The organism is Azohydromonas australica DSM 1124 (assembly GCF_000430725.1).
GTDB classification, from domain to species: domain Bacteria; phylum Pseudomonadota; class Gammaproteobacteria; order Burkholderiales; family Burkholderiaceae_C; genus Azohydromonas; species Azohydromonas australica.
Genome location: NZ_KE387204.1, coordinates 413,962 through 435,209, shown reverse-complemented (window position 1 = coordinate 435,209; position 21,248 = coordinate 413,962). Strand labels below are relative to the sequence as shown.

General features: G+C 66.7%; 14 protein-coding genes and 4 pseudogenes. 13 read left to right on the top strand and 5 right to left on the bottom strand.

Features of this window, described 5'->3' with window-relative positions; translation table 11 throughout:
- Positions 1-110 precede the first annotated feature (110 nt).
- Both istA and H537_RS45175 read left to right on the top strand, forming a co-directional pair.
- Entirely contained in the window at positions 111-1,622 is a 1,512-nt protein-coding gene (istA, locus tag H537_RS0123880) for an IS21 family transposase (RefSeq protein ID WP_028999854.1), read from the top strand.
- A pseudogene (locus H537_RS45175) lies at positions 1,619-1,957 on the top strand (ATP-binding protein); the annotation flags it as partial. The gene istA and the pseudogene H537_RS45175, both read left to right, overlap by 4 nt.
- Positions 1,958-1,988: 31 nt before the next feature.
- On the opposite strand, the gene H537_RS0123870 reads toward H537_RS45175, so the two are convergent.
- The 3 genes and pseudogenes from H537_RS0123870 to H537_RS57140 form a co-directional block, all read right to left on the bottom strand.
- The gene (locus H537_RS0123870; RefSeq protein ID WP_028999853.1) at positions 1,989-4,061 is read right to left on the bottom strand and encodes a recombinase family protein; all 2,073 of its coding nucleotides are present in this window, start codon (positions 4,059-4,061) and stop codon (positions 1,989-1,991) included.
- Positions 4,042-4,221 (bottom strand): hypothetical protein, encoded by a 180-nt coding sequence (locus H537_RS0123865; RefSeq protein ID WP_028999852.1) that lies wholly within the window; start codon positions 4,219-4,221, stop codon positions 4,042-4,044. Before H537_RS0123865 ends, H537_RS0123870 begins: the two co-directional genes overlap by 20 nt.
- Positions 4,222-4,327: 106 nt before the next feature.
- Positions 4,328-4,441, bottom strand: a pseudogene (locus H537_RS57140) (hypothetical protein); the annotation flags it as partial.
- Between the two features lie 92 nt (positions 4,442-4,533).
- On the opposite strand from H537_RS57140, the pseudogene H537_RS45170 reads away from it, so the two are divergent.
- Together H537_RS45170 and H537_RS45165 are read left to right on the top strand one after the other, a co-directional pair.
- A pseudogene (locus tag H537_RS45170) lies at positions 4,534-5,034 on the top strand (ATP-binding protein); the annotation flags it as partial.
- A gap of 187 nt (positions 5,035-5,221) precedes the next feature.
- Positions 5,222-5,623, top strand: a pseudogene (locus H537_RS45165) (acetyl-CoA C-acyltransferase); the annotation flags it as partial.
- A 250-nt stretch (positions 5,624-5,873) separates the two neighbouring features.
- Here H537_RS45165 and H537_RS45160 read toward each other — a convergent pair.
- The gene (locus H537_RS45160; RefSeq protein ID WP_084150904.1) at positions 5,874-7,505 is read right to left on the bottom strand and encodes an MFS transporter; all 1,632 of its coding nucleotides are present in this window, start codon (positions 7,503-7,505) and stop codon (positions 5,874-5,876) included.
- A 1,520-nt stretch (positions 7,506-9,025) separates the two neighbouring features.
- Between H537_RS45160 and H537_RS0123830 the strand changes: the two genes are divergently transcribed.
- From H537_RS0123830 to H537_RS0123805, 6 genes are all read left to right on the top strand, one after another.
- Positions 9,026-9,775 carry an SDR family NAD(P)-dependent oxidoreductase gene (locus H537_RS0123830; RefSeq protein ID WP_028999849.1) on the top strand — a complete coding sequence of 250 codons (750 nt, stop codon included), beginning with the start codon at positions 9,026-9,028 and terminating at the stop codon, positions 9,773-9,775.
- 199 nt (positions 9,776-9,974) lie between these two features.
- On the top strand, positions 9,975-10,997 hold the full coding sequence (locus H537_RS0123825) for a TRAP transporter substrate-binding protein (protein ID WP_028999848.1): 1,023 nt from the start codon (positions 9,975-9,977) through the stop codon (positions 10,995-10,997).
- 120 nt (positions 10,998-11,117) lie between these two features.
- Positions 11,118-13,007: a TRAP transporter large permease gene (locus tag H537_RS0123820; protein WP_028999847.1), complete on the top strand. Its 1,890-nt coding sequence runs from the start codon at positions 11,118-11,120 to the stop codon at positions 13,005-13,007.
- An 82-nt stretch (positions 13,008-13,089) separates the two neighbouring features.
- A complete protein-coding gene (locus H537_RS0123815; protein ID WP_028999846.1) occupies positions 13,090-13,950 on the top strand; it encodes a sugar phosphate isomerase/epimerase family protein in 861 nt (286 codons plus the stop codon).
- A 32-nt stretch (positions 13,951-13,982) separates the two neighbouring features.
- The gene (locus H537_RS0123810) at positions 13,983-14,810 is read left to right on the top strand and encodes a transketolase (protein ID WP_028999845.1); all 828 of its coding nucleotides are present in this window, start codon (positions 13,983-13,985) and stop codon (positions 14,808-14,810) included.
- A 19-nt stretch (positions 14,811-14,829) separates the two neighbouring features.
- Complete coding sequence (locus tag H537_RS0123805) at positions 14,830-15,840, top strand: transketolase family protein (RefSeq protein WP_028999844.1); 1,011 nt, start codon at positions 14,830-14,832, stop codon at positions 15,838-15,840.
- 15 nt (positions 15,841-15,855) lie between these two features.
- Here the strand turns inward: H537_RS0123805 and H537_RS0123800 are convergent, their stop codons facing one another.
- Positions 15,856-16,830 carry a LacI family DNA-binding transcriptional regulator gene (locus tag H537_RS0123800; protein WP_051243169.1) on the bottom strand — a complete coding sequence of 325 codons (975 nt, stop codon included), beginning with the start codon at positions 16,828-16,830 and terminating at the stop codon, positions 15,856-15,858.
- 241 nt (positions 16,831-17,071) lie between these two features.
- On the opposite strand from H537_RS0123800, the gene H537_RS0123795 reads away from it, so the two are divergent.
- From H537_RS0123795 to H537_RS0123785, 3 genes are all read left to right on the top strand, one after another.
- On the top strand, positions 17,072-18,595 hold the full coding sequence (locus H537_RS0123795; RefSeq protein ID WP_028999842.1) for a UxaA family hydrolase: 1,524 nt from the start codon (positions 17,072-17,074) through the stop codon (positions 18,593-18,595).
- A 23-nt stretch (positions 18,596-18,618) separates the two neighbouring features.
- A complete protein-coding gene (locus H537_RS0123790) occupies positions 18,619-20,151 on the top strand; it encodes a UxaA family hydrolase (protein WP_028999841.1) in 1,533 nt (510 codons plus the stop codon).
- A gap of 112 nt (positions 20,152-20,263) precedes the next feature.
- Positions 20,264-21,244, top strand: a complete 981-nt coding sequence (locus tag H537_RS0123785; protein ID WP_238446773.1) for a Bug family tripartite tricarboxylate transporter substrate binding protein — start codon at positions 20,264-20,266, stop codon at positions 21,242-21,244.
- Positions 21,245-21,248: the final 4 nt, after the last annotated feature.

Genomic DNA, 21,248 nt, shown 5'->3' with positions numbered 1-21,248 from the left:
CGGAACCCGCCAGGCCCCGCGCGCGCCGGCGTTCGCCTCCCGTAGGCCTCGCCGGTGGTCGCGGTGGGTCCGGTATGAGGCAGGAATCTCGTCTTCCCGAGAGCCTGCCCGTGCCCGGACGTCACATCCACGACCACCAGATGAGGCTTTACATGAAGCTCAGACTGACTGAAGGGCGGTCCACGGCGGCCGCGCGTGCGGGGATCAGCTTGGCCACGGCCTACCGCATCGAGAAGGATCCGCGGCTGCCGTCCCAGAAGCAGGCACCTCGGGAGAGGCGCCGACCAGACCCGCTGGCCGAGATCTTCGACAGCGAGGTGGTGCCGCTGCTCAAGGCCGCGCCCGGCGTGCGGCCGGTGGCGGTGCTCGAGGAGATGATGCGCCGCCACCCCGAGCTCACGCGCAGCGTGCGGCGCACGCTGGAGCGGCGCATCCGCACCTGGCGCGCTCAGCACGGCGAGGATCGCGACGTCGTCTTCCGCCAAGTGCACGAGCCCGGCCGCCTGGGGCTGTCGGACTTCACCGAGATGCACAGCCTGGGCGTCTCGGTCGCCGGCGTGCCGCTGGACCACCGGCTCTACCACTTCCGGCTGGCCTGCTCGGGCTTCGAGCACGCGCACGTCATCCTCGGCGGCGAGAGCTTCGTCGCGCTGGCCGAAGGCCTTCAGAACGCGCTGTGGGCCCTGGGCGGCGTGCCGCGCGAGCACCGCAGCGACAGCCTCTCGGCAGCCTTCCGCAACCTGGACTCCCAGGCGCGCGAGGACCTGACGTCGCGCTACGACGCGCTGTGCGCCCACTACGGGATGGAGCCCACACGCAACAACCGCGGCGTCGCGCACGAGAACGGCGCCATCGAGAGCCCGCACGGCCACCTCAAGAGCGCCATCCGTGACGCGCTGCTGTTGCGCGGCAGCGCCGACTTCGCCGACCTGGTGGCCTACCGGCGCTTCATCGACGAGATCGTCAGCCGCCACAACGCCCGTAACGGCAAGCGCATCGAGGCCGAGCGCGCCATGCTGCAGCCGCTGCCGGCCACGCGCACCTGCGACTACGAGGAGACGCTGGTGTACGTGACCTCGTCCGGCGGCTTCACGCTGCGCAAGGTGTTCTACACCGTGCCGTCGCGGCTCATCGGGCACCGGCTGCGCGTGCGGCTCTACGACGACCGGCTGGAGGTGTTCCTGGGCGGCACCGCGCTGATGACGCTGGTGCGGGGGCGCGCCGCCGGCAAGGGGCGGCACGGCCATGTCGTGGACTACCGGCACGTCATCCACGCCCTGCGCCGCAAGCCCATGGCACTGCTCAACCTGGTCTACCGCGACCAGTTGTTCCCGCGCGAGGCCTACCGGCTGACGTTCGATCGGCTGTGCGAGCAGCTGCCCCCGCGTGCGGCCTGCAAGACCATGGTGGAGCTGCTGAGCCTGGCGCATGAGCGCGCCTGCGAGGCGCAGCTCGGGCAACTGCTGCTGCAGCACCTGGATGAGCGCCGGCTACCCGACCTCAACGAGCTGCGTGCGCGCTTCGCCCCGGATCCGGCCGGGCTGCCGGAGGTCTGCGTGCAGCTGGCCTCGCTGAGCGACTACGAGGCCCTGGTCCACCGCCACCAGGAGGTGCAAGCATGAGCGACGACTTCGACCCCACGCGGCTGACGCTGCTGCTCAACGAGCTGCGGCTGCCCGCGCTCAAGCAGATCTGGCCGGCCTTCGCCGAGCGCTCGGACAAGGAGGGCTGGCCTGCGGCGCGGTTGCTCACGGCCCTGGCCGAGCACGAGCTCGCCGAGCGCGACCGCCGGCGCATCGAGCGCCACCTGGGCGAAGCCAAGCTGCTGCCGGGCAAGACGCTGGAGAACTTCGACTTCGACGCTGTGCCGATGATCTCCAAGGCCCAGGTCGCGGCGCTGTGCGCCGGCGACGGCTGGCTGCGCCACGGCGCCAACCTGCTCCTGCTGGGCCCGACCGAGTACGCGACATGATGCTCACCTCACCACGTTATTGAAGTTCAAGAGGAATTTGGTCTGGATCTCCTGTTAGCGGACCTTTACGCGTCTGCCCGAGGTAGGAGGCCAGTTCAGGACGATCAAGCTCGCTGCGTGCGATGACCCAGGGCGCACTGCGACAGGCTTGCGTTGCGGCGATGGCACCAGTGGCGATCATGCGCAACACGGTCATTCCACTCACGCCGAGCACCTTGGCTGCCTGTTCCAGGGTTACTTCTCCGCGTTCTTCACGCTCTCCTTCGCGGTACACGGCAATACCGTGGTCGTTGCGATAGGAGCGCACGCGCATCTCGGTCCAGGTGTGACCTTTGCCAGAGCGATGGCCTAATCGGTTGAGCAGGGATGCAATACCGGCATCGCTGAGCTGTCGAGCCAACTGCTCGATCAGCTTCTGTACGTCGGGTGGCGTGGTCCAGCGATGTTGTCCAACTCGGTTCTTTGGAACCCGCAGCTCCGTGTGGTCCCCTCCTTGCCAGTGGACTACGAGGTGGATCTCAATGTCGTCGACGCGTGCAACGATTTCCTTTATGACTGATCGCACTATGCGCTTGCGAATCTCATTGCTTGCCGCCGGATCGTGCCAAGCCAACGGCAGGTCTGAACCCAGGCGAAGCAGATCGTCTCTTTGCTGCAGCGTGAGGCTCGGTGAAGCTCGAGCGTCCCAGGCGTCGAGTTCCGATTGCTTGCTCGCAACCTGCGACAGTCGCTCGTTCCATCGACGCTCGAGCTCGTTGGCAACCAGCCGGTTGCCGGGATCCACAGCATCGAATTGACGCTGTGCTCGAGCTGCCTCGAAGCGGGCCTGTTCCAAGGCCAGTTCGACTTGCTGCCGCTTCGTCTGCTCCTCGCGGGCACGCTCATCGATAGCCTGCAGCGCTGCCTGAATGCCAAGAGGCCGCAGCATCGAGAGGACCTGCGCGGATATCACTTGGTCCACGCGCAAGGAGCCGAACGCAATGCAGCGCTGCAAGGAACCGTGGTTGATGGCTGCGCCCTTGCAGTGGTACCGCGCCGTGTTGCCATCGGTGCCGCTGTAGCCGATGTGCAGCTTGCGGGCGCAGTGCCCGCAGCGTAGCAAGCCGGCGAGCAGCGCTTCGCCGCGACGCAGCGAACCGCGGACCATGCTGCCGCGCATGTTGGTGTTGTCGGCGATCACGTGCAGGTTGTGCTCGTAGGTGGCCCAGTCAATGTAGCCTTCGTGGTGTTCCACGATCAATACCTGCCAGTCATCGCGCAAGCGGCGGTTGCCGCGCACTACTTGCTTGCGTCCCTGGACGATGCGCGATCGGCTCTCGGTACGACCGAAGGCGTAGGCTCCGGCATAGACGGGATTGGTCAGGATATGCAGCAGCGTGTTGTATCCAGGCAGCCTCCACTGCACGATGCGACGGCCGCCGGCATAGGACGCCGCTGGAAGCTCAATGCGTTCCTGGCGGAACCACAGCAGAGTCTGGCGGACGCTGCCAGCCTGCGCGAACTGTTGGAACACCGCCGCGATTGCACTGCGCACACGCTGATCTGGATCCAGTTCGATGCGGTTGTCGTCGCTGCGAACGAACCCTATGGCCACGATGGTGTGGAGGTCGCCGCGCGAGGCCTTGAGCTTGAGCGCTTCGACAGAGCGCTGTCGCAGCAGCGACAGCTCCATCTCGGACATGGTTCCCTTCATGCCCAGCAGCAGGCGATCGTTGATGCTACGCGGGTCGTAGACGCCGTCTTCGTCAACGAGGATGCTGCCCACCAGGGCGCAGAACTCCAGCAGCGTATGCCAGTCGCGGCCGTTGCGCGCCAGGCGCGAGGCTTCGATGCACAGGACAGCACCGACATCACCGCTGCATATGGCAGCCAGCAGTCGCTCGAAGCCAGGACGTGCCACCCCCGCAGCCGACACGCCGAGGTCATCGTCGATGACGACGACCTCGCTCCACCCCAGGGTACGGGCTCGGTCAGCCAGAGCGTACTGACGCCGTCGGCTCTCATGGTTGCTCCGAAGTTGGTCGACGGTCGATTGCCGGACGTACACGTAGGCACGACGCGCCAGATGCTCAGGTCCGATCTTGCTCATCGCTGTTCTCCTGAGGGGCTACGGCGTGTGCGCTGCTGACCTGCCAGAGCAGTTGGCTCAACAGGTTGATCAGTTCTTCCTGATGGGTTGGCAGGATCGCCAGAGATTGCGGCTCGCCGTCGAACAGATCGGCCTGGCGGTGCTGCGGGTCGGGCTTCATCGACGCCTCCGTTGGGAGTAGAACGCGTCGGCGACGATAGAACCGCGTCCAACTCCCGTCGCAGCGCCAATAGCGCTGCCAACGACGGCACGGCCACCGCCGCGATGGCCACCTGTGCAGCCTCAGGCCTCGTCATCCACTCTGGAAGATGTGCCAGTGTGTCGTCGGGTTGCCGAACGACAACGTAGTCAAGATCGCCTTGCCGGCACCGACCCAGCACCACCACCTCCTCGCCTACGCGCGGGTGGTACGGGTAGAAGATCTTCAGCAACTCCGGTTGCTGTGCGCGGGCACTATGTAGCTGCTTCGCCGGGCGGCGGCAAGTCGCACCTGTCCTCGGCCATCGGCTTGGGACTGCTGGAGAAGGGCTGGCGTGTGCTGTTCACCCGCACCTCGGACCTGGTCCAGCGGCTGCAGGTGGCGCGCCGCGAGCTGGCTCTGGAGGCGGCGATCAACCGGCTCGACCGCTTCGATCTGGTCATCCTGGACGATCTGGCCTATGTCGCCAAGGATCAGGCCGAGACGTCCGTGCTGTTCGAGCTCATCAGCGCCCGCTACGAGCGCCGCTCGCTGCTGATCACGGCCAACCAGCCCTTCGGGGAATGGGGCAAGGTCTTCCCCGATCCCGCCATGACGCTCGCCGCGGTGGACCGCCTGGTCCACCACTCCACGATCTTCGAGCTCAACGTCGAGAGCTACCGGCGGCGCATGGCCTTGGAGCGCAAACAGCAAGGGCCCGGGCGCCCTGCATCCAGCGCGACAGTGAGGAACGTCGGCACCGTGACGCCGCGCGACAAACAGCCCGCCGCGTAGTCCTTGCCCGCGTCAATCTACGCCGGCATCATCCCTGCGCCGCGACAGTTCTTCTCATCTTGATTGCCGCGCGCTTCTCATCCAGATCGTCGCGCCACAGTCTGGGCCGCTTGTGTCGTTATGGTGGGGCTGCGTGCCCGCGCATGAAAGCTCAGAACTTGTGACGTATGCCCACGCGCACGCCGGTTTGCGACGTGATGCTGGACACGCCGCCCAACGTCGCCGCCACCTGGGCATTGAACTGGCGATCGCGGCCATGCGCCGGCGTGACGTAGGCATCGGCCCGGTCTCGGCCACCATGGCCGTGCTGGCACGCGCGGGCCTGAAGCTCTCCGACCTGGACGTGATCGAGGCCAACGAGGCCTTCGCCGCGCAGGCCTGCGCGGTGAGCAAGGAGCTGGACCTCGATCCGGCCAAGTGCAACCCCAACGGCTCGGGCATCTCGCTGGGCCACCCGGTGGGCGGCACGGGCGCCATCATCACAACCAAGGCGCTGTACGAGCTGCAGCGCGTGCAGGGCCGCTACGCCCTGGTGACGATGTGCATCGGCGGCGGCCAGGGCATCGCGGCGATCTTCGAGCGCTGCTGACGGTGAACAAAGCACGGCGCAGATACCATGCACCGCGCCGGGGCGTTCAATGGCAAGTCAAGTGCGGCAGTGACATTTGCCTTAGACAATAGCGCTGTATATGTTGATCAAGCAATTAATTTGACATAAACTACATTGTCAGAACTGAGTCAGCATCAGGCTCTGGTCTGCGTCGAATTCGGTTGAGCGCACAAAGGGACATCGTACTGACCGAGCTGAACCGCTGGCACGAAACAAGCAGTAGCGAAAGCTACCCAGGGCGGGTTCCGTTGCGAGGTGCATCGCTTTCGCGGTCGATGCCTATCAACCTCGAGATGCGCACGGGAACGCTTGCAAGATTCTCGACGTCATGCATCAGGTTGCGGTCCGCCATGGTAGCCCTCGCACGCAACCTGACGTACTCGGCCCACGACGCAAGGATGAATCGTTCGACAAATACTCCGTCTTCCCCCAAGTTGCGATAGACGCGCCAACTGATGGCCCCATTGCGACGGCGTACAGGCTCGACGGCATGAATGGCGCGGAGGAACTCGTCGCGATGCTCGACATCGACCCGGTATTCGAGCTGGATCAGAATCGGGCCGTCCTTCGGCCCCGGCTCGACGGCAATGGCCAGCTCCGGTAACTGCGCTCCCGGAGTGACGTCAGCCTCCTCGCCCATCGCGACCCGTGCGCGGCGGCTGATGGCAAGCAGCATGAGCATGGTGATGGCAGAGCTCACGAGCGCAGCTTGAGTGCCGGCTGCCGAGGCCACCGTGCCCCACAGTGCGCTGCCCAGCGCAAGACTCGCCTGGTTTGCGACAAGATTCACCGATACAGCCCGAGCTCGAACCCAGGCCGGCGCGCTGCTCTGGGTTCCAGCCGATAGGCCAGCCAGTACGCAAACCCATGCCGTGCCGCATGCGAAAGCCGCCAGGATCGCGACGGCAACGATATCGATCACCGCCAACAAGGCGATGGCGCCTATCCACAGCATCGTTCCCGCTGTCACGACCACATTCAGCGATCTGCGCTGCAACTGCCCTGGTATGGCCAGTGCCCCAGCAATGGCGCCCGCGCCAAAACCGGCCGATAGCAACCCGAAGCCGCCGGCGCCGAGTTGCAGCTGGTCGCGCGCGATCACGGGAAGCAATGCCCAAAACGCGGCGGCGCACAGGCTGAAGCTGACGTTGCGAGCCACCAGCGAGCGCATGGCCGGCGAGTGTCGCGCGAAGCGCAGGCCGCTCAAGACGCCTGACAACACGGTCTCCGGCACCCCCGGCAGCGCGCGCTCGCGCTTCTTCATTCGATAGACCGCGATGATCATCAGGATGAAGAACAGCGCGCTGGTGACCAGGGCGCTGCCCGAGCCGAGCCAGGCGGCGATACCCCCGGCGAGCGCGGGCCCGATCGCGCGTGCGACGTTGAAGGCCACCGCGGCCAAGGCCACGGCGCGCGGCAGATCCTCCCTCGACACGAGGTCGTTGACAGTCGCTGCCTGGGCTGGGAGGTACAAGCTCAGGCCGACTCCGACCAGAAAGGTCAGAGCAAGCAACAAGGCTGGACCGACGAAGCCGGCAAGCGTTGCTGCACCCAGGACGGCGGTGGACGCCAGCAACAGGCATTGCGTCGACAGGATGAGCCGGCGCCGGTCCACGATGTCGGCCAGCGCGCCGGCAATCAACCCGAACAAGAGGGCGGGTGCGGTACTGGCCGTCTGCACCAGGGCCACCATCAGCTGGGATGGCGTCAGCGTTGCCATTACCCAGGAGGCAATGGTCGTGTGCATCGTGTAGCCGAGTGCCGTGCCTATGGAGCCGAGATAGAAGAGTCGGAACTGGGCATGCCGCAGCGGTGACGCCTCCAACAACCGCGATGCTGAGGAGGCAAGGGATGCTTTCACGCGAGGAGTCTAACCACCGCACGAGCGGCGGTAGTGCTGGCGCAGGGGCTTGCCGAGGTTGTAGCCGTAGTGGCCAGGCAAGTGCGGCAGATGGAATTGCATGCTGGGGCCAGGGGCCAGGTGCAGGCAAGCTGGGGCTGACGGCCCATATGGGTGGACCAGCGCTTGCGTGGTACGCATTCAAGCGCCGGTTGCTGCCTGGCGCTTGCACATCAAGGCATCATTGCACTGACGCGCTGTCGATGATCTCGGGAAAGTCTCAGGAGTTGAGCGAATCGGGCGGTGGCAGGTCCGTCACCGCAATGCCGATGCTGCGCACGCTCGTCATCAAGCGCAGTTCTCCTATGCCCATGTCCAACATGACAGGAGCCGTTGTCCCGTTACGGCGCCGCAGTGGTCCTGCATCAGCAAAGAGCAAGAAGACAGCGCACTGCAGTTCGTTGGTCCTACAGAGCCGGCAGGTATCGCGACGGGAAGGATCGGCCGACAGGATCCAGCAACTCGCCCGACAGGCCCAAGCCCTCGTGAGAGAGCGAATGTGCCAGGGCACGCACGTCGACAGTCTCGTTGGCCGACGTGTAAGAGGCTTGCGCGAACAGTGCGCGCAAGCTGTCCAGAAGCCTGGATGACATCTCAGCCGCAGTCACGGTACCCCGCAGGACGATTCGGCTGTTGGTGGCGGCAGTGACAGGAGTCATGGGACCTTCTGTTGAAGCTTCGGAAGTTCAATGGAAACACAGGTTAGGGTTTTCCCTGATGTTATGCAAGTGAAACGTTTTCAAGGGTGCTATTAGCAGATTGCATAACGTGTCGCCTTGTGAACATGGCGCGCCGCTGCGCATGGCAAGCGGGATAGAGGCGCGGCAGTACTCCAGCACCGGCAAGAACCGGGCTCAACGTCTGGACAAAGCTTGCTCTTGTGCAAGTGGCTGCCCGATGGACCTGCACTTCAGCGCTACGCCTGGGCCCTGGACGTCCGTATCCGAGACCATGTACGTGCGATCCGAGTCGTCAGCGACGCCGGCCGGTGAACAAGCGGCGCCGCGGCGGCAAATCAGTCAGGCCACTGCACCACGGGTACCGTGAACTGGGACAGCAGTGCATCCAGGCAATTCTCTGGTGCCTGATGCGATGGCACTGGATATGGGCGTCGCTGGCCAGAGGGATGCCCAGTTCATCGAAAAGTGACTGCAGGGGCAGTTGCGCCCATTTCCGTAAGTCGTGTCGACTGTTGCTACAGACCTGCCCGGTCGAGGCCCTCCAGCTTGGCTGGTCTGGTGCCCGACGACCCAGTGGCGATATGCAACACGCCAGCTGCGAAGGCGAAGTTCTGCACCGCACTGCCGCCTTGGAAAGCAACCAGGCAATTCGAGATGAATCGGGGCTTGCATGGTTTTGTATTAGGGCAAACCCAAGGATGAAGGAACATCAACCCTGTTTGAAAACATATCGTTTTTCTTCAACAAGGCAGGTTTTCACAATTGCGGCCATCGCAAACCCGATTTCCTCTGGAGACACGCATGCTGCTTGCAAACAAGGTTGCCCTGGTCACCGGCGGCGCCGGCCTCAACGGCCTGGGCTTCGCCACCGCCCGCCTGATGGCCGAGCATGGCGCTCGCGTTGTGATCATGGACCTGGAAGCCGCCAAGCCGGCCGAGGCCGCGGCGCAACTCGGTGAAGGCCACCTGGGCGTCGTGGCCAGCGTCACCGACAAGGCCCAGGTGGACCAGGCCGTGGCGCAGGCCCTGGAAAAGTTCGGCCGCATCGACATCCTGGTCAACAACGCCGGCGTCACCCAGCCGCGCAAGACCGTAGACATCACGGGCGAGGACTACGACCGCGTGCTCGACGTGAGCCTGCGCGGCACGCTGCTGGCCTCCCAGGCCGTGATCCCTGCCATGGAGCGCCAGGGTGGCGGCTCCATCATCTGCATTTCCTCGGTGTCGGCGCAGCGCGGTGGCGGCATCCTCGGTGGGCCGCACTACTCGGCGGCCAAGGCCGGCGTGCTGGGCCTGGCGCGCGCCATGGCGCGCGAGCTGGCCGGCGCGGGCATCCGCGTCAACTGCATCACCCCGGGCCTGATCGGCACCGACATCCTCAAGGGCAAGCTCGACGAGGAACGCAAGGCCGAGATTGCAGAGACCATCCCGCTGGGCCGCCTTGGCCATCCCAACGACATCGCCGGCGCCTGTGTCTTCCTTGGCAGCGAGCTCTCCGCGTACTGCACCGGCATCACGCTGGACGTCAACGGCGGCATGCTGATTCACTGATTCCAGCGCGCTTCTCAGGGCATCCAGGCTGGATGCCCTGCCTCCCCCGCACACCTACAACAGCCGCGCAGACGGCAGGCGTCAGGCTTACGCCATTCATGCGGAGAAGGCGCCGCCGATGACAGCCAAGCATCGGCGCGCACCGGGCTTCAACGGCACTGCCTGAAGCAATTCAAACATCTGATGAGACAAGCAGATCATGACGAATCCGCGCCCTGCCCTGTCGCGTCGCGCCGTTCTCGCTCGCGCCGCCACGCTCCCGCTTTTTTCGATCGTCACACGGCCGGCCGACGCGGCCGAATTCGACCTCAAGTACGCCACCGGACAGGACCCCGCCCATCCGGTGAACGTGCGCGCCAAGGAAGCCTTCGCCCGCATCCGCGAGGCAACGTCGGGCCGCGTCAACATCAGGCACTTCCCCGCCAACCAACTGGGCTCCGACACGGACCTTCTGGCGCAGGTGCGCAACGGCTCGGTGGAGTTCTTCAACCTGTCGTCGCTAATTTTGGCGACCTTCGTGCCGGTCTCGGGCATCACAAGCGTGGGCTTCGCGTTCAAGAACTACGCCGACGTCTGGAAGGCGATGGACGGCGACCTGGGCAAACACATTCGCGCCGAGATTGCGAGGCGGCCCATCCTCACCGTCTCAAAGATCTGGGACAACGGCTTTCGCCACATCAGCTCCTCGACGCGCGAGATTAAGTCGGCGGCGGACCTGAAAGGCTTCAAGGTCCGCGTGCCGGCCGCGCCGGCGCTGACCTCTTTGTTCAAGTCGCTTGACGCCGCCCCGTCGCCGATCAACTTCAACGAGGTCTACACCGCGCTGCAGACCAAGGTCGTGGAAGGCCAGGAGAACCCGCTGGCGATCTTTGCAACAGCGCGGCTCTACGAGGTCCAAAAGAGCTGCAGCCTTACCGGGCACGTCTGGGACGGGTACTGGGTGCTTGCCAACAAGCGCATCTTCGAGCGGCTGCCAGTGGACATTCAGCAGATCATTTCCCGGGAGCTCGACAGGTCTGCCGACGACCAGCGCGCTGATATCGCCGGCCTCAGCACCAAGCTGGTTGCGGACCTCAAGGCCAAGGGAATCAACTTCCTCAACGTCTCGCAGGACAGCTTCCGCGAGCAGCTGGCCCGCACCACCTTCTATGCCGACTGGAAAGCCAAGTACGGCGAGACGGCCTGGGAGCTGCTGGAAAAGGTCTCCGGCAAGCTTGGTTGACGAAGCAGCCAACCAGCCCTGCGCGTGCGCGGGGCGGATGCAATTGCTCGTTGGGTTAAACGATTGGTGCGCTGCAAAGGGGCCGTGAGGCCGGCAGCAAGACTCCAGGGGAAGAACGCTATGGACATTCCAAGTGATACGTCCGGCATCGCCGGTTCCGCTAACGACGCGCTCGGACGCAAGCCGATCGGCTGGCTCGAGAGCCTCAACAAGATCATCGGCACGCTGGTAGAGATCCCCGCTGCACTGCTGGTCTTGGCCGAAGTCATCGTGCTGCTCATGGGCGTGACCAGCCGGTACGTCTTTCACCGGCCTCTTATCTGGTCGGACGAGCTGGCTTCAGTCCTGTTCCTTTGGCTGGCCATGCTGGGATCGATCGTCGCATTCCACCGTGGCCAGCACATGCGGATGACGGCCATCGTGGGCAAGCTCGAACCGCGGCGGCGCGCCTTCCTGGACCTCGTGGCGATCGCCGCGGCCATCGCGTTCCTGACCTTCGTCGTTCATCCCGCCTACGAGTTCGCGGTGGACGAGGTGTGGGTCGTCACGCCGGCCATGGGCATCGTGAACTCCTGGCGCGCCGCCGCGCTGCCGGTGGGCCTCGGACTGATGCTGCTGATCGGCTTTATTCAGATCTTCCGGGTCGGTCGCTTGCGAGACGCGATGCTGGCCGTGGTCCTGGTGGCGGCCGTCATTTGCGCCATGGCGCTGGCCGGGCCCGCTCTCAAGGAGCTCGGCAACTGGAACCTGCTCATCTTCTTCGTGTTCGGAGTGGGTGCCATGGTCCTGCTCGGGCTGCCGATCGCTTTCTCGTTCGGCCTGGCCACGCTCGGCTATATCGCGCTGACCACCAATACGCCCAGCATCGTGATCGTTGGACGGATGGACGAGGGCATGAGCCACCTCATCCTGCTGGCCGTGCCGCTGTTCGTGCTGCTGGGCCTGCTCATCGAGATGACAGGCATCGCGCGCGCCATGGTCAACTTCCTGGCCAACCTGCTGGGGCACGTCCGCGGCGGCCTGTCCTACGTGCTGATCGGGGCGATGTACCTGGTCTCGGGCATCTCGGGATCGAAGGCGGCCGACATGGCGGCAGTGGCACCGGCACTTTTCCCGGAGATGAAGAAGCGCGGCGCCAAGGAAGGCGACCTGGTGGCGCTGCTGTCGGCCACGGGCGCCCAGACCGAGACCATTCCGCCGTCGCTGGTGCTGATCACGATCGGCTCGGCCACCGGCGTCTCGATCGCGGCACTGTTTACGGGCGGGATGCTGCCGGGCGTGGTGCTGGCGGTGACGCTGGGTGCACTGGTGTGGTGGCGCTATCGGGGCGAGGACCTGTCGGGGGTGCGTCGTGCTTCCCGCAGCGAGATCGCCAAGTCATTCCTGATCGCCATCCCCGCGCTGGCGCTTCCCGTCGTCATCCGGGCCGCAGTGGTCGAAGGCGTGGCCACGGCGACCGAGGTGTCCACCATCGGCATCGTCTACGCCGTGATCGCCGGACTTTTCGTGTACCGGCAGTTCGACTGGAAGCGGATCTACCCGATGCTCGTCGATACGGCGTCGCTGTCTGGAGCGATCCTCTTCATTATCGGCGCTGCCACCGGCATGGCCTGGGCGCTCACGCAGTCCGGCTTCTCGAGCGAGCTTGCGGACGCGATGAAGGCCCTACCCGGCGGCGCGCCGACCTTCATGGCCCTTTCGGTGGTGGCCTTCATCATCCTTGGCTCCGTGCTGGAGGGCATCCCTGCCATCGTGCTGCTGGGTCCGCTGCTGTTCCCCATTGCACGCCAGGTCGGCATCCACGAGGTGCACTACGCGATGGTGGTGACCCTGGCGATGGGTATCGGTCTCTTCGCACCGCCTTTCGGGGTGGGCTACTACGCAGCCTGTGCCATCAGCCGCATCCATCCGGACAAGGGCATGAAGCCGATCCTCGGCTACATGGTGGCGCTATTCATCGGCGTCGTCATCGTGGCCGTGGTCCCCTGGATCTCGATTGGCTTCCTCTGATTTTCGAGGTCAGGAACCGCGCTGAGCATTGCTGTAAACCTGACCCACCTGCCAGGTGGGTTGGTTGATCCACAGGATTGCCATGAAACACCGCACCCTTTCAGTCTCGGCAGCTCTTTACGACGGCTATCCGCTGGAGCGGATGCTCGAAAGCCTGGCTCGACTTGGGGTCACGCACGTCGAGCCGACCTATGTCGCGGGCTACACCGAGCGCTTCGACGAACACGCGTTCGATGAAGACAAGGCAGCCGAGTACGAGGCGGCACTTCATCGCCACGGCATTCGCTGCCATGCAATGTCGGCCCACATGGACCTGAGCCGCCCCGATGCCGTCGAGGCGTTCAAGCGCCGGATGGACTTCGCACACCACCTGGGTGCGCGGGTGATCAATACCTTCACGGCCAAGCGCCGGCGGGCGAAGCAGTTCTACGCCAACGTCGAGCAGTTGGCGCATCACGCCGAGGCGCTCGGCATGTGGATCGGCCTGGAGAACGCGGGCGACGGCGCCGATGACCTGCTCAACGTCGCGGCGGACGCACCGCAGATGCTCTCGCGCATTGGTTCGACGCGCGTGGGCCTGAACTACGACGTAGGCAACACGGTGTCTCACCGCCCAGAAATTGACGCTGCCCAGGATGCCCTGCAGGCCCTGCCTTGCTGCGTCCACATGCACCTCAAGGACGTGCGCGGCAGCGCCGATGGCTGGTTCTTCACGTCCCTGGGTCAAGGCGAGGTCGGCTTGGGCGCGCTGCTGCGCGCCGTCGCGGGCACGGACATACCCGTGTCGATTGACATTCCCATGCGCCTGCACCGCAGGCCCGATGCCAAGCCCGGGCGCGCCCGTTATCGCGTGCCCCTGGCGGACATCGAAACCACGCTTCAGGCCTCCTTGCGCTACGTGCGCCAGCGCCTGGGCGCCTCTCGGACCGCTCACACGGCCTGAATCCGCTACTCCCCGTTTCAAAGGAGACATTCATGTCTGACGTATCAACGCTCCAACAACGCGCCTACCGCATCCGCCGCTTCGCCCTGCGCATGGGCGAGGTCCAGGGCCAGGGCTACATCGGCCAAGCCCTCGGCTGGGCCGACGTGCTGGCCGTCGCCTACGGCCACGCCATGAGCTACCGCCCCGAAGACCCGAAGTGGGAAGGCCGCGACCGCTTCCTGCTCTCGCACGGCCACTACGCCATCGCCTTCTACGCCGCGCTGATCGAGGCCGGGATCATTCCCGAGGACGAGCTGGAGACCTACGGCAGCGACGACAGCCGGCTGCCCATGTCCGGCATGGCCACCTACACGCCGGGCATGGAGATGTCGGGCGGCTCGCTGGGCCAGGGCCTGCCCATCGCCGTGGGCATGGCGCTGGGCCTGCGCCTCAAGGGCAACCCCGCCTTCGTCTACAACTCCATGTCCGACGGCGAGCTCGACGAGGGCTCCACGTGGGAGGCCGCCATGGGCGCCGCGCACCACGGGCTGTCGAACCTGATCTGCCTGGTGGACATCAACAACCAGCAGGCCGACGGCCCCTCCACCAAGGTCATGGGCTTCGAGCCGCTGGCCGACAAGTGGGCCTCGTTTGGCTGGCACGTGCAGCGCGTGGACGGCAACGACCTCCCCGCCGTGCTCGCCGCCTTCGATGCCGCGCGCAACCTCCAGGAGGACAAGCCGCGCGTGATCCTGTTCAACACGCTCATGGGCAAGGGCGTGCCCTTCCTGGAGACGCGCGACAAGAACCACTTCATCCGCGTCGACCCGCCCGAGTGGCAGCAGGCCATCGCCATCCTGGACCAGTCGCAAGCTTGATCTGAAGGAGCAACCCATCATGAGCAACACCACCACCAGCCCCGAACTCAAGAAGCCGCGCCTGACCACCTCGGCGATGATCGCCTCCATCGCGAGCGAAGGGCAGCGCGTCAAGGCCGCGCCTTTCGGCAAGGCGCTGGTCGAGCTGGCGCAGCAGCGCCAGGACATCGTCGGCCTGACCGCCGACCTGGCCAAGTACACCGACCTGCACCTCTTTGCGCAGGCCTGTCCCGAGCGCTTCTTCCAGATGGGCATGGCCGAGCAGCTGCTCATGGCCGCGGCCGGCGGCATGGCCAAGGAGGGCTTCGTGCCCTTCGCCACCACCTATGCCGTGTTCGGCACGCGCCGCGCCTACGACTTCGTGCACCAGGTCATCGCCGAGGAGAACCTCAACGTCAAGATGTGCTGCGCGCTGCCGGGCCTGACCACCGGCTACGGCCCCAGCCACCAGGCCACCGAGGACCTGGCGCTCATGCGCGGCATCCCGGGGCTGACCATCGTCGACCCGTGCGACGCGCTGGACATCGAGCAGGCCGTGCCGCAGATCGCCGCCCACCAGGGCCCGGTGTACATGCGGCTGCTGCGCGGCAACGTGCCGCTGGTGCTCGACGAGTACGACTACACCTTCGAGCTGGGCAAGGCCAAGCTGCTGCGCGGCGGCCGTGACGTGCTGGTGATCTCCAGCGGCTTCATGACCATGCGCTCGCTGGAAGTGGCGGACCAGCTCAAGACCGACAGCGTGGACGTGGCCGTGCTGCACGTGCCCACCATCAAGCCGCTGGACACGGAAACCATCCTGGCCGAGGCCCGGCGCTCGGGGCGGCTGGTGGTGGTGGCCGAGAACCACTCGGTGGTCGGCGGCCTGGGCGAGGCGGTGGCCGCCCTGCTGATGCGCTCGGGCGTGTCGGTGCCCTTCCGCCAGGTGGCGCTGCCCGACGAGTTCCTGGATGCCGGCGCGCTGCCCACGCTGCACGAGCGCTACGGCATCTCGGCCGGCGCTATGGGCGCGCAGATCAAGTCCTGGCTCTGAAGCCAGGCGCGGGCTTCAGGTGCTTGCCCGTGCAATCACCTCGAAGCCCAGGTCCACGATGTCCGGGCCGGCTTGCTCACCGCCCAGCCGGCTCAGCAGCATCTGCCCGGCACGGGCGCCGATCTGGCCGCGCCGCACCTCCACCGTGCTCAGGCGCGGGAAGGCTGCGCGCGCAATCGGCAGGTCGCCCAGGCCGAGCACGGCCATGCGGCCCGGGATGCGCCAGCCGCGCTGGTGGCACTCGAAGACGACCGCCGCGGCCAGCATGTCGTTGTTGCAGAAGACGGCGCTGAGCTCGGGACAGCGCGCAGCCATCTGCGCGAAGCGCGGGCCCGCGTCGTCCATGTGCGCCGGGGGCAGGATCAGCTCCACCTCGACATCGGCCAGACCGTGCGCGGCGGCGCCAGCCCGGAAGCCCTCCAGCCGCTGGCGCGACCGCTCTTCCTGGGCACCGATGAAGCCCAGCCTGCGATGCCCGCGCTCGATCAGGTGCCCGGCCGCCGCGCGACCCACCTCGAAGTTCGAGAAGCCCACCAGCATGTCGATGGGCTTGTCGTGCAGGTCCCAGGTCTGCACCACGGGAATGCCCGCGCGCTTGAGCTTGGCTCGCAGCGACGGCGATTGCGCCGTGCCCGTGAGCACCAGCCCGTCCACGCGCCGACCCAGGAAAGCCTCCACCAGCCCTTCCTCGTCGCCGCCCCGGTAGGCCGTCTGGCCCAGCAGCAGCTGGTAGCCGCCGCGCGCCAGGGTCTGGGTCAGCGCATCCACCGTCTCGGAGAACACCGCGTTGGACACCGTCGGCACGATCGCGGCCACGATGCGCGAACGGCTCGATGCCAGGCTGCCCGCGTTCAGGTTCGGCACGTAGCCCAGCCGTTCGACGGCGGCGCGCACCAGCGCCAGCGTCTCGGCCGACAGCTTTTCCGGCTCATTGATCGCCCGCGACACCGTCGCCAGCGACACGCCGGCCTCGCGGGCCACGTCGGACATGCGGGCGCTGGCCGCGGGTCGGAGGGAAGCATCAGCGGAACTGGGTCGGGCCACGGCAGCAAAGGGCAAGAAAGGGCGACGCGCCCGGGACGGCTTGGTTGCCGATGATACCCGGCGCCCCAGCAGGGTCTGCACGGTCGACTTGCGTTGATGTAAGCGCTTTCATATACTTTCCATCACGGCGTCAGATAGACAGCCGCTTTTTTTGATCCATTTTTGTAAGCGCTTTCACGATTTCGCCATGAACACATCCGCCCGAACGACGATCCGCCTGCAGGCACAGGACAACGCGGTGGTGGCCGTACACCCGCTGGCCGCCGGCACGGTGCTGGCCGACGAGGGCATGCGCGTGCAGCAGGACGTGCCTGCCGGCCACAAGCTCGCGGCGCGCCGGCTGGCCGCGGGCGAGGCCGTTCGCCTGGGCGGTGCGGTGATCGGCGTGGCGACCGTGGACACGCCCGCGGGAAGCTGGCTGCACGGCCACAACCTCGGCGCGGGCGGGGAGGACGGCGAAGCGGCCGAGAGCAGCGCCGCCACCGTGCTGCCGGCCCTGGACGAGCCGGCCTTCTTCCAGGGCATCGTGCGGGCCGATGGCCGGGTCGCCACGCGCAATTGCATCGGCGTGTTCGTGGTGGGCAACTGCGGCGCGACCGCGGCGCGCAAGGTGGCGGACTGGTTCACGCCCAAGCGCCTGGCCGCGTATGCGAACGTGGACGGCGTCGTGCCCTTCGTGCACGAGATCGGCTGCGGCATGGAAATGACGGGCGAGCCGATGGACCTGCTGCGGCGCACCATCGCCGGCACCTTGCGCAACCCCAACATCGCCGGCGCGCTGGTGATCGCGCTCGGCTGCGAGCGCAACAACCTGCAGGGATTCCTGGACCAGGAGAAGCTGGAGCGCGGCCCGATGCTGCGCACGCTGGTGATGCAGGAGGTTGGAGGCACGCAAGCCACCATCGACGCCGGCATCGCGGCCGTGCAGGCCATGCTGCCGGCGGCCAACGACGTACGGCGCGAGCCGGTGCCGGCGTCGAGGCTGGTGCTGGGCCTGCATGCCAGCAGCCCGGACGGCTTTTCCGCGGCGTGTGCCAATCCGGCGCTGGGCGCCGCAGTGGACCTGCTGCGCCGCCAGGGCGGCACCGCCATCGTCGCAGGCAGCAGCGACCTGGCGCTGGCCGGGCCGAGCTTCACCGCCCGAGCGGCCACGCCCGAAGTGGCGGCGCAGCTGGCGCGACGCGCCGACGCCTGGCGTGACTACACCGCCGGACGCGACACGCAGATCAACCGCCGCGCCCGTGCCGACGGCGCCGGCGGCGGCCTGACCACGGCGCGGGAGAAGGCGCTGGGCAACCTGCGCTGCGCCGGCAGCGGGCCGGTGGACGCCGTGATCCGCTACGCCGAAGCGGTGACGGGCCCCGGGCTGGTGTTCATGGACGCGCCCGCGCAGGAAGCGGTGGCCGTCACCGGCCAGATCGCCAGCGGCGCCACCCTGGTGGCGATGAGCACGGGCCAGGGTTCGGTGTTCGGCTCGTCGATGGCGCCCGTCGTGAAGCTGGCCAGCCACGGCGCCCTGTTCGAACGCCTGGGCGACGACCTGGACCTGGATGCCGGCCCGGTGGCCGACGGCGCGCTGTCGGTGCAAGCCATGGGACGCGTCATCTTCGAGCGGCTGCTGCGCCACGCCTCGGGCGAGAAGACCTGCGCCGAAGACCTGGGCGTGGGCGAGAACGAGTTCGTGCCCTGGCCGATCGGGGTGCTGGCCTGAAACGACCGACTGGAGACACGAGCATGAGCATTGCCCCGCGCAACCCCTTCATCCGCCTCGACCCCAAGGACAACGTGATCGTTGCCCGCATGGAAGTGCCCGCCGGCACCGAGGTGCCCGGCGAACACCTCGTCACGCTGCACCCGGTCCCGGCCGGCCACAAGATCGCCGCGCGCTTCATCGCCCAAGGCGAGCCGGTGCTCAAGTACAGCACCATCATCGGCTTCGCCGCCGAGGACCTGCAGCCCGGCACGTGGATGCACAGCCACAACATCGAGTTCGGCGAGCTGCGGAAGGACTACCGCCACGGCCTGGACTACCGGCCCACCGAGCTGCTGCCGGCCGCGCAGCGGGCGACATTCCAGGGCATCGTGCGCGAGGACGGCCGCGTGGCCACGCGCAACCACATCGGCGTCTTCATCGTCGGCCATGGTGGCGCCACGGTGGCACGCAAGGTCGCCAATGCCTTTGACGAGGAGCAGCTGGCCGGCTTCGCGAACGTCGACGGCGTCGTGCCCTTCGTGCACGAGCAGGGCGCCGGCATGGAGCTCAGCGGCGAGCCCATGGAGCTGCTGCGGCGCACGCTCGCCGGCTACATCCACCACCCCAACACCGCCGGCGCGCTGGTGATCGCGCAAGGCCACGAGCACAACGCGCTGGGCGACTTCCTGGCCGCCACCGGGCTGCAGCCGGGGCCCATGCTGCGCACGCTGGTGGTCAGCGAGGCCGGCGGCACGCGCAAGGCCATCGAGGCCGGCATCGATCTTGTCGAGCGGATGCTGCCCGCGGCCAATGCCGTGCAGCGCGAGCCGGTGTCGGCCGAGCACCTGATGATCGGCCTGCAGTGCGGCGGCTCCGACGGCTTCTCGGGCTTGTCGGCCAACCCCGCGCTGGGCGCGGCGATGGAGATCCTGATCCGCCACGGCGGCACCGCCATCCTCTCCGAGACCAGCGAGATCTTCGGCGTCGAGCACACGCTCACCGCACGCGCCGTCACACCCGAAGTCGGCAAGAAGCTGGTCGAGCGCATCGAGTGGTGGCTGCAGTACAACGCAGGCCGGGACACGCAGATCAACGGCCGCGTCAGCCCCGGCAACAACGCCGGCGGCCTGGCCAACGTGCTGGAGAAGTCGCTGGGCGGCGCCAAGAAGGGTGGCAACGCGCCGCTGATGGAGGTGTACCGCTACGCGGAACCCGTGACGCAGCACGGCCTGGTGTTCATGGACACGCCGGGCTACGACCCGGTTTCGGCCACCGGGCAGATCGCCGGCGGCGCCAACCTGATCTGCTTCACCACCGGCCGCGGCTCGTGCTTCGGGTCGGTGCCCGCGCCCACCATCAAGCTCGCCAGCAACACGCCCATGTACCAGCGCATGGCCGCCGACATGGACGTCAACTGCGGCGTGGTCATCGACGGCGAGGCCACCATCGCCGAGATGGGGCAGCGCATCTTCGAACAGATCCTGCGCCACGCCTCGGGCGAACCCACGCGCAGCGAGACGCTGGGCGTGGGGCGCAACGAGTTCGTACCCTGGCCCATCGGCGTGACGGACTGAGCGCCGCCCACTCCACGGACCGAGCAATCACGCAGCCGCCGCTCTCCCGGAAGACGGCAGCGCGCGCAACGACATCGCGGCCCGGGGCCGCGCCCACAAGGAGACAAGCATGATGAAGCGTTCACTATTCATAGCCGCCCTCGCCGCGCTGGCGGCGCTGCCCCTTGCGGCCCAGGCCCAGGCCGACGCGCCGGCCTGGCCGGCCAAGCCGGTGAAGATCATCGTGCCCTTCCCTGCCGGCGGCACCAGCGACATGATGGGCCGGCTCATCGCCGACGTGCTGGCGGCCCAGCTCAAGCAGACCTTCATCGTGGACAACAAGGGCGGCGCGGGCGGTGCCATCGGCGTGGCCGAGGCGCTGCGCTCCCCGGCCGACGGCTACACGCTGCTGCTCTCGGGCATCGGCTCCAACGCCATCATCCACGGCTTCAACTCGCCCAAGCCGAGCTACGACTCGGAGCGCGATTTCATCCACGTCTCCCAGCTCGCGGCCGGCCCCAACGTCCTGGTCGTGCACCCCAGCTTCCCGGCCAAGGACTTCAAGGAGTTCGTGGCCTACGTGAAGGCGCATCCGGGCAAGGTCAGCTACGGCCAGGTCAATGCGTCGTCGGGGCACCTGGCCACCGAGTACCTGAAGCAGGCGGCGGGGCTGGACATGATCGGCATTCCCTACAAGGGCGGCGCGCCGGCGCTGTCCGACGTGCTCGGCAACCAGATCCCGATGATGATCGTCAACCAGGACGCCGTGCTGCCGCACGTCAAGGCCGGCAAGCTGCGCGCACTGGCCGTCACGAGCCCGCAGCGCAACCCGCTGTTCCCGGACGTGCCCACCGTGGCCGAGTCGGGCTACCCCGGCTTCAGCGCCGTGTCGTGGACGGGCCTGTCGGTACCCAAGGGCACGCCCAAGCCGATCGTGGACAAGCTCGAAGCTGCGATGGTCAAGGGCTTCAGCGAGCCGGCCAACCGCGCCAAGCTCGAATCCACCGGCTTCGTCGTCGTGGCCTCCCGGTCCGCCGACTACAGCAAGTTCCTGCACGACGAGATCGTGCGCTGGACCAAGGTCATCCAGACCGGTGGCCTGAAGGTCGAATGAATCC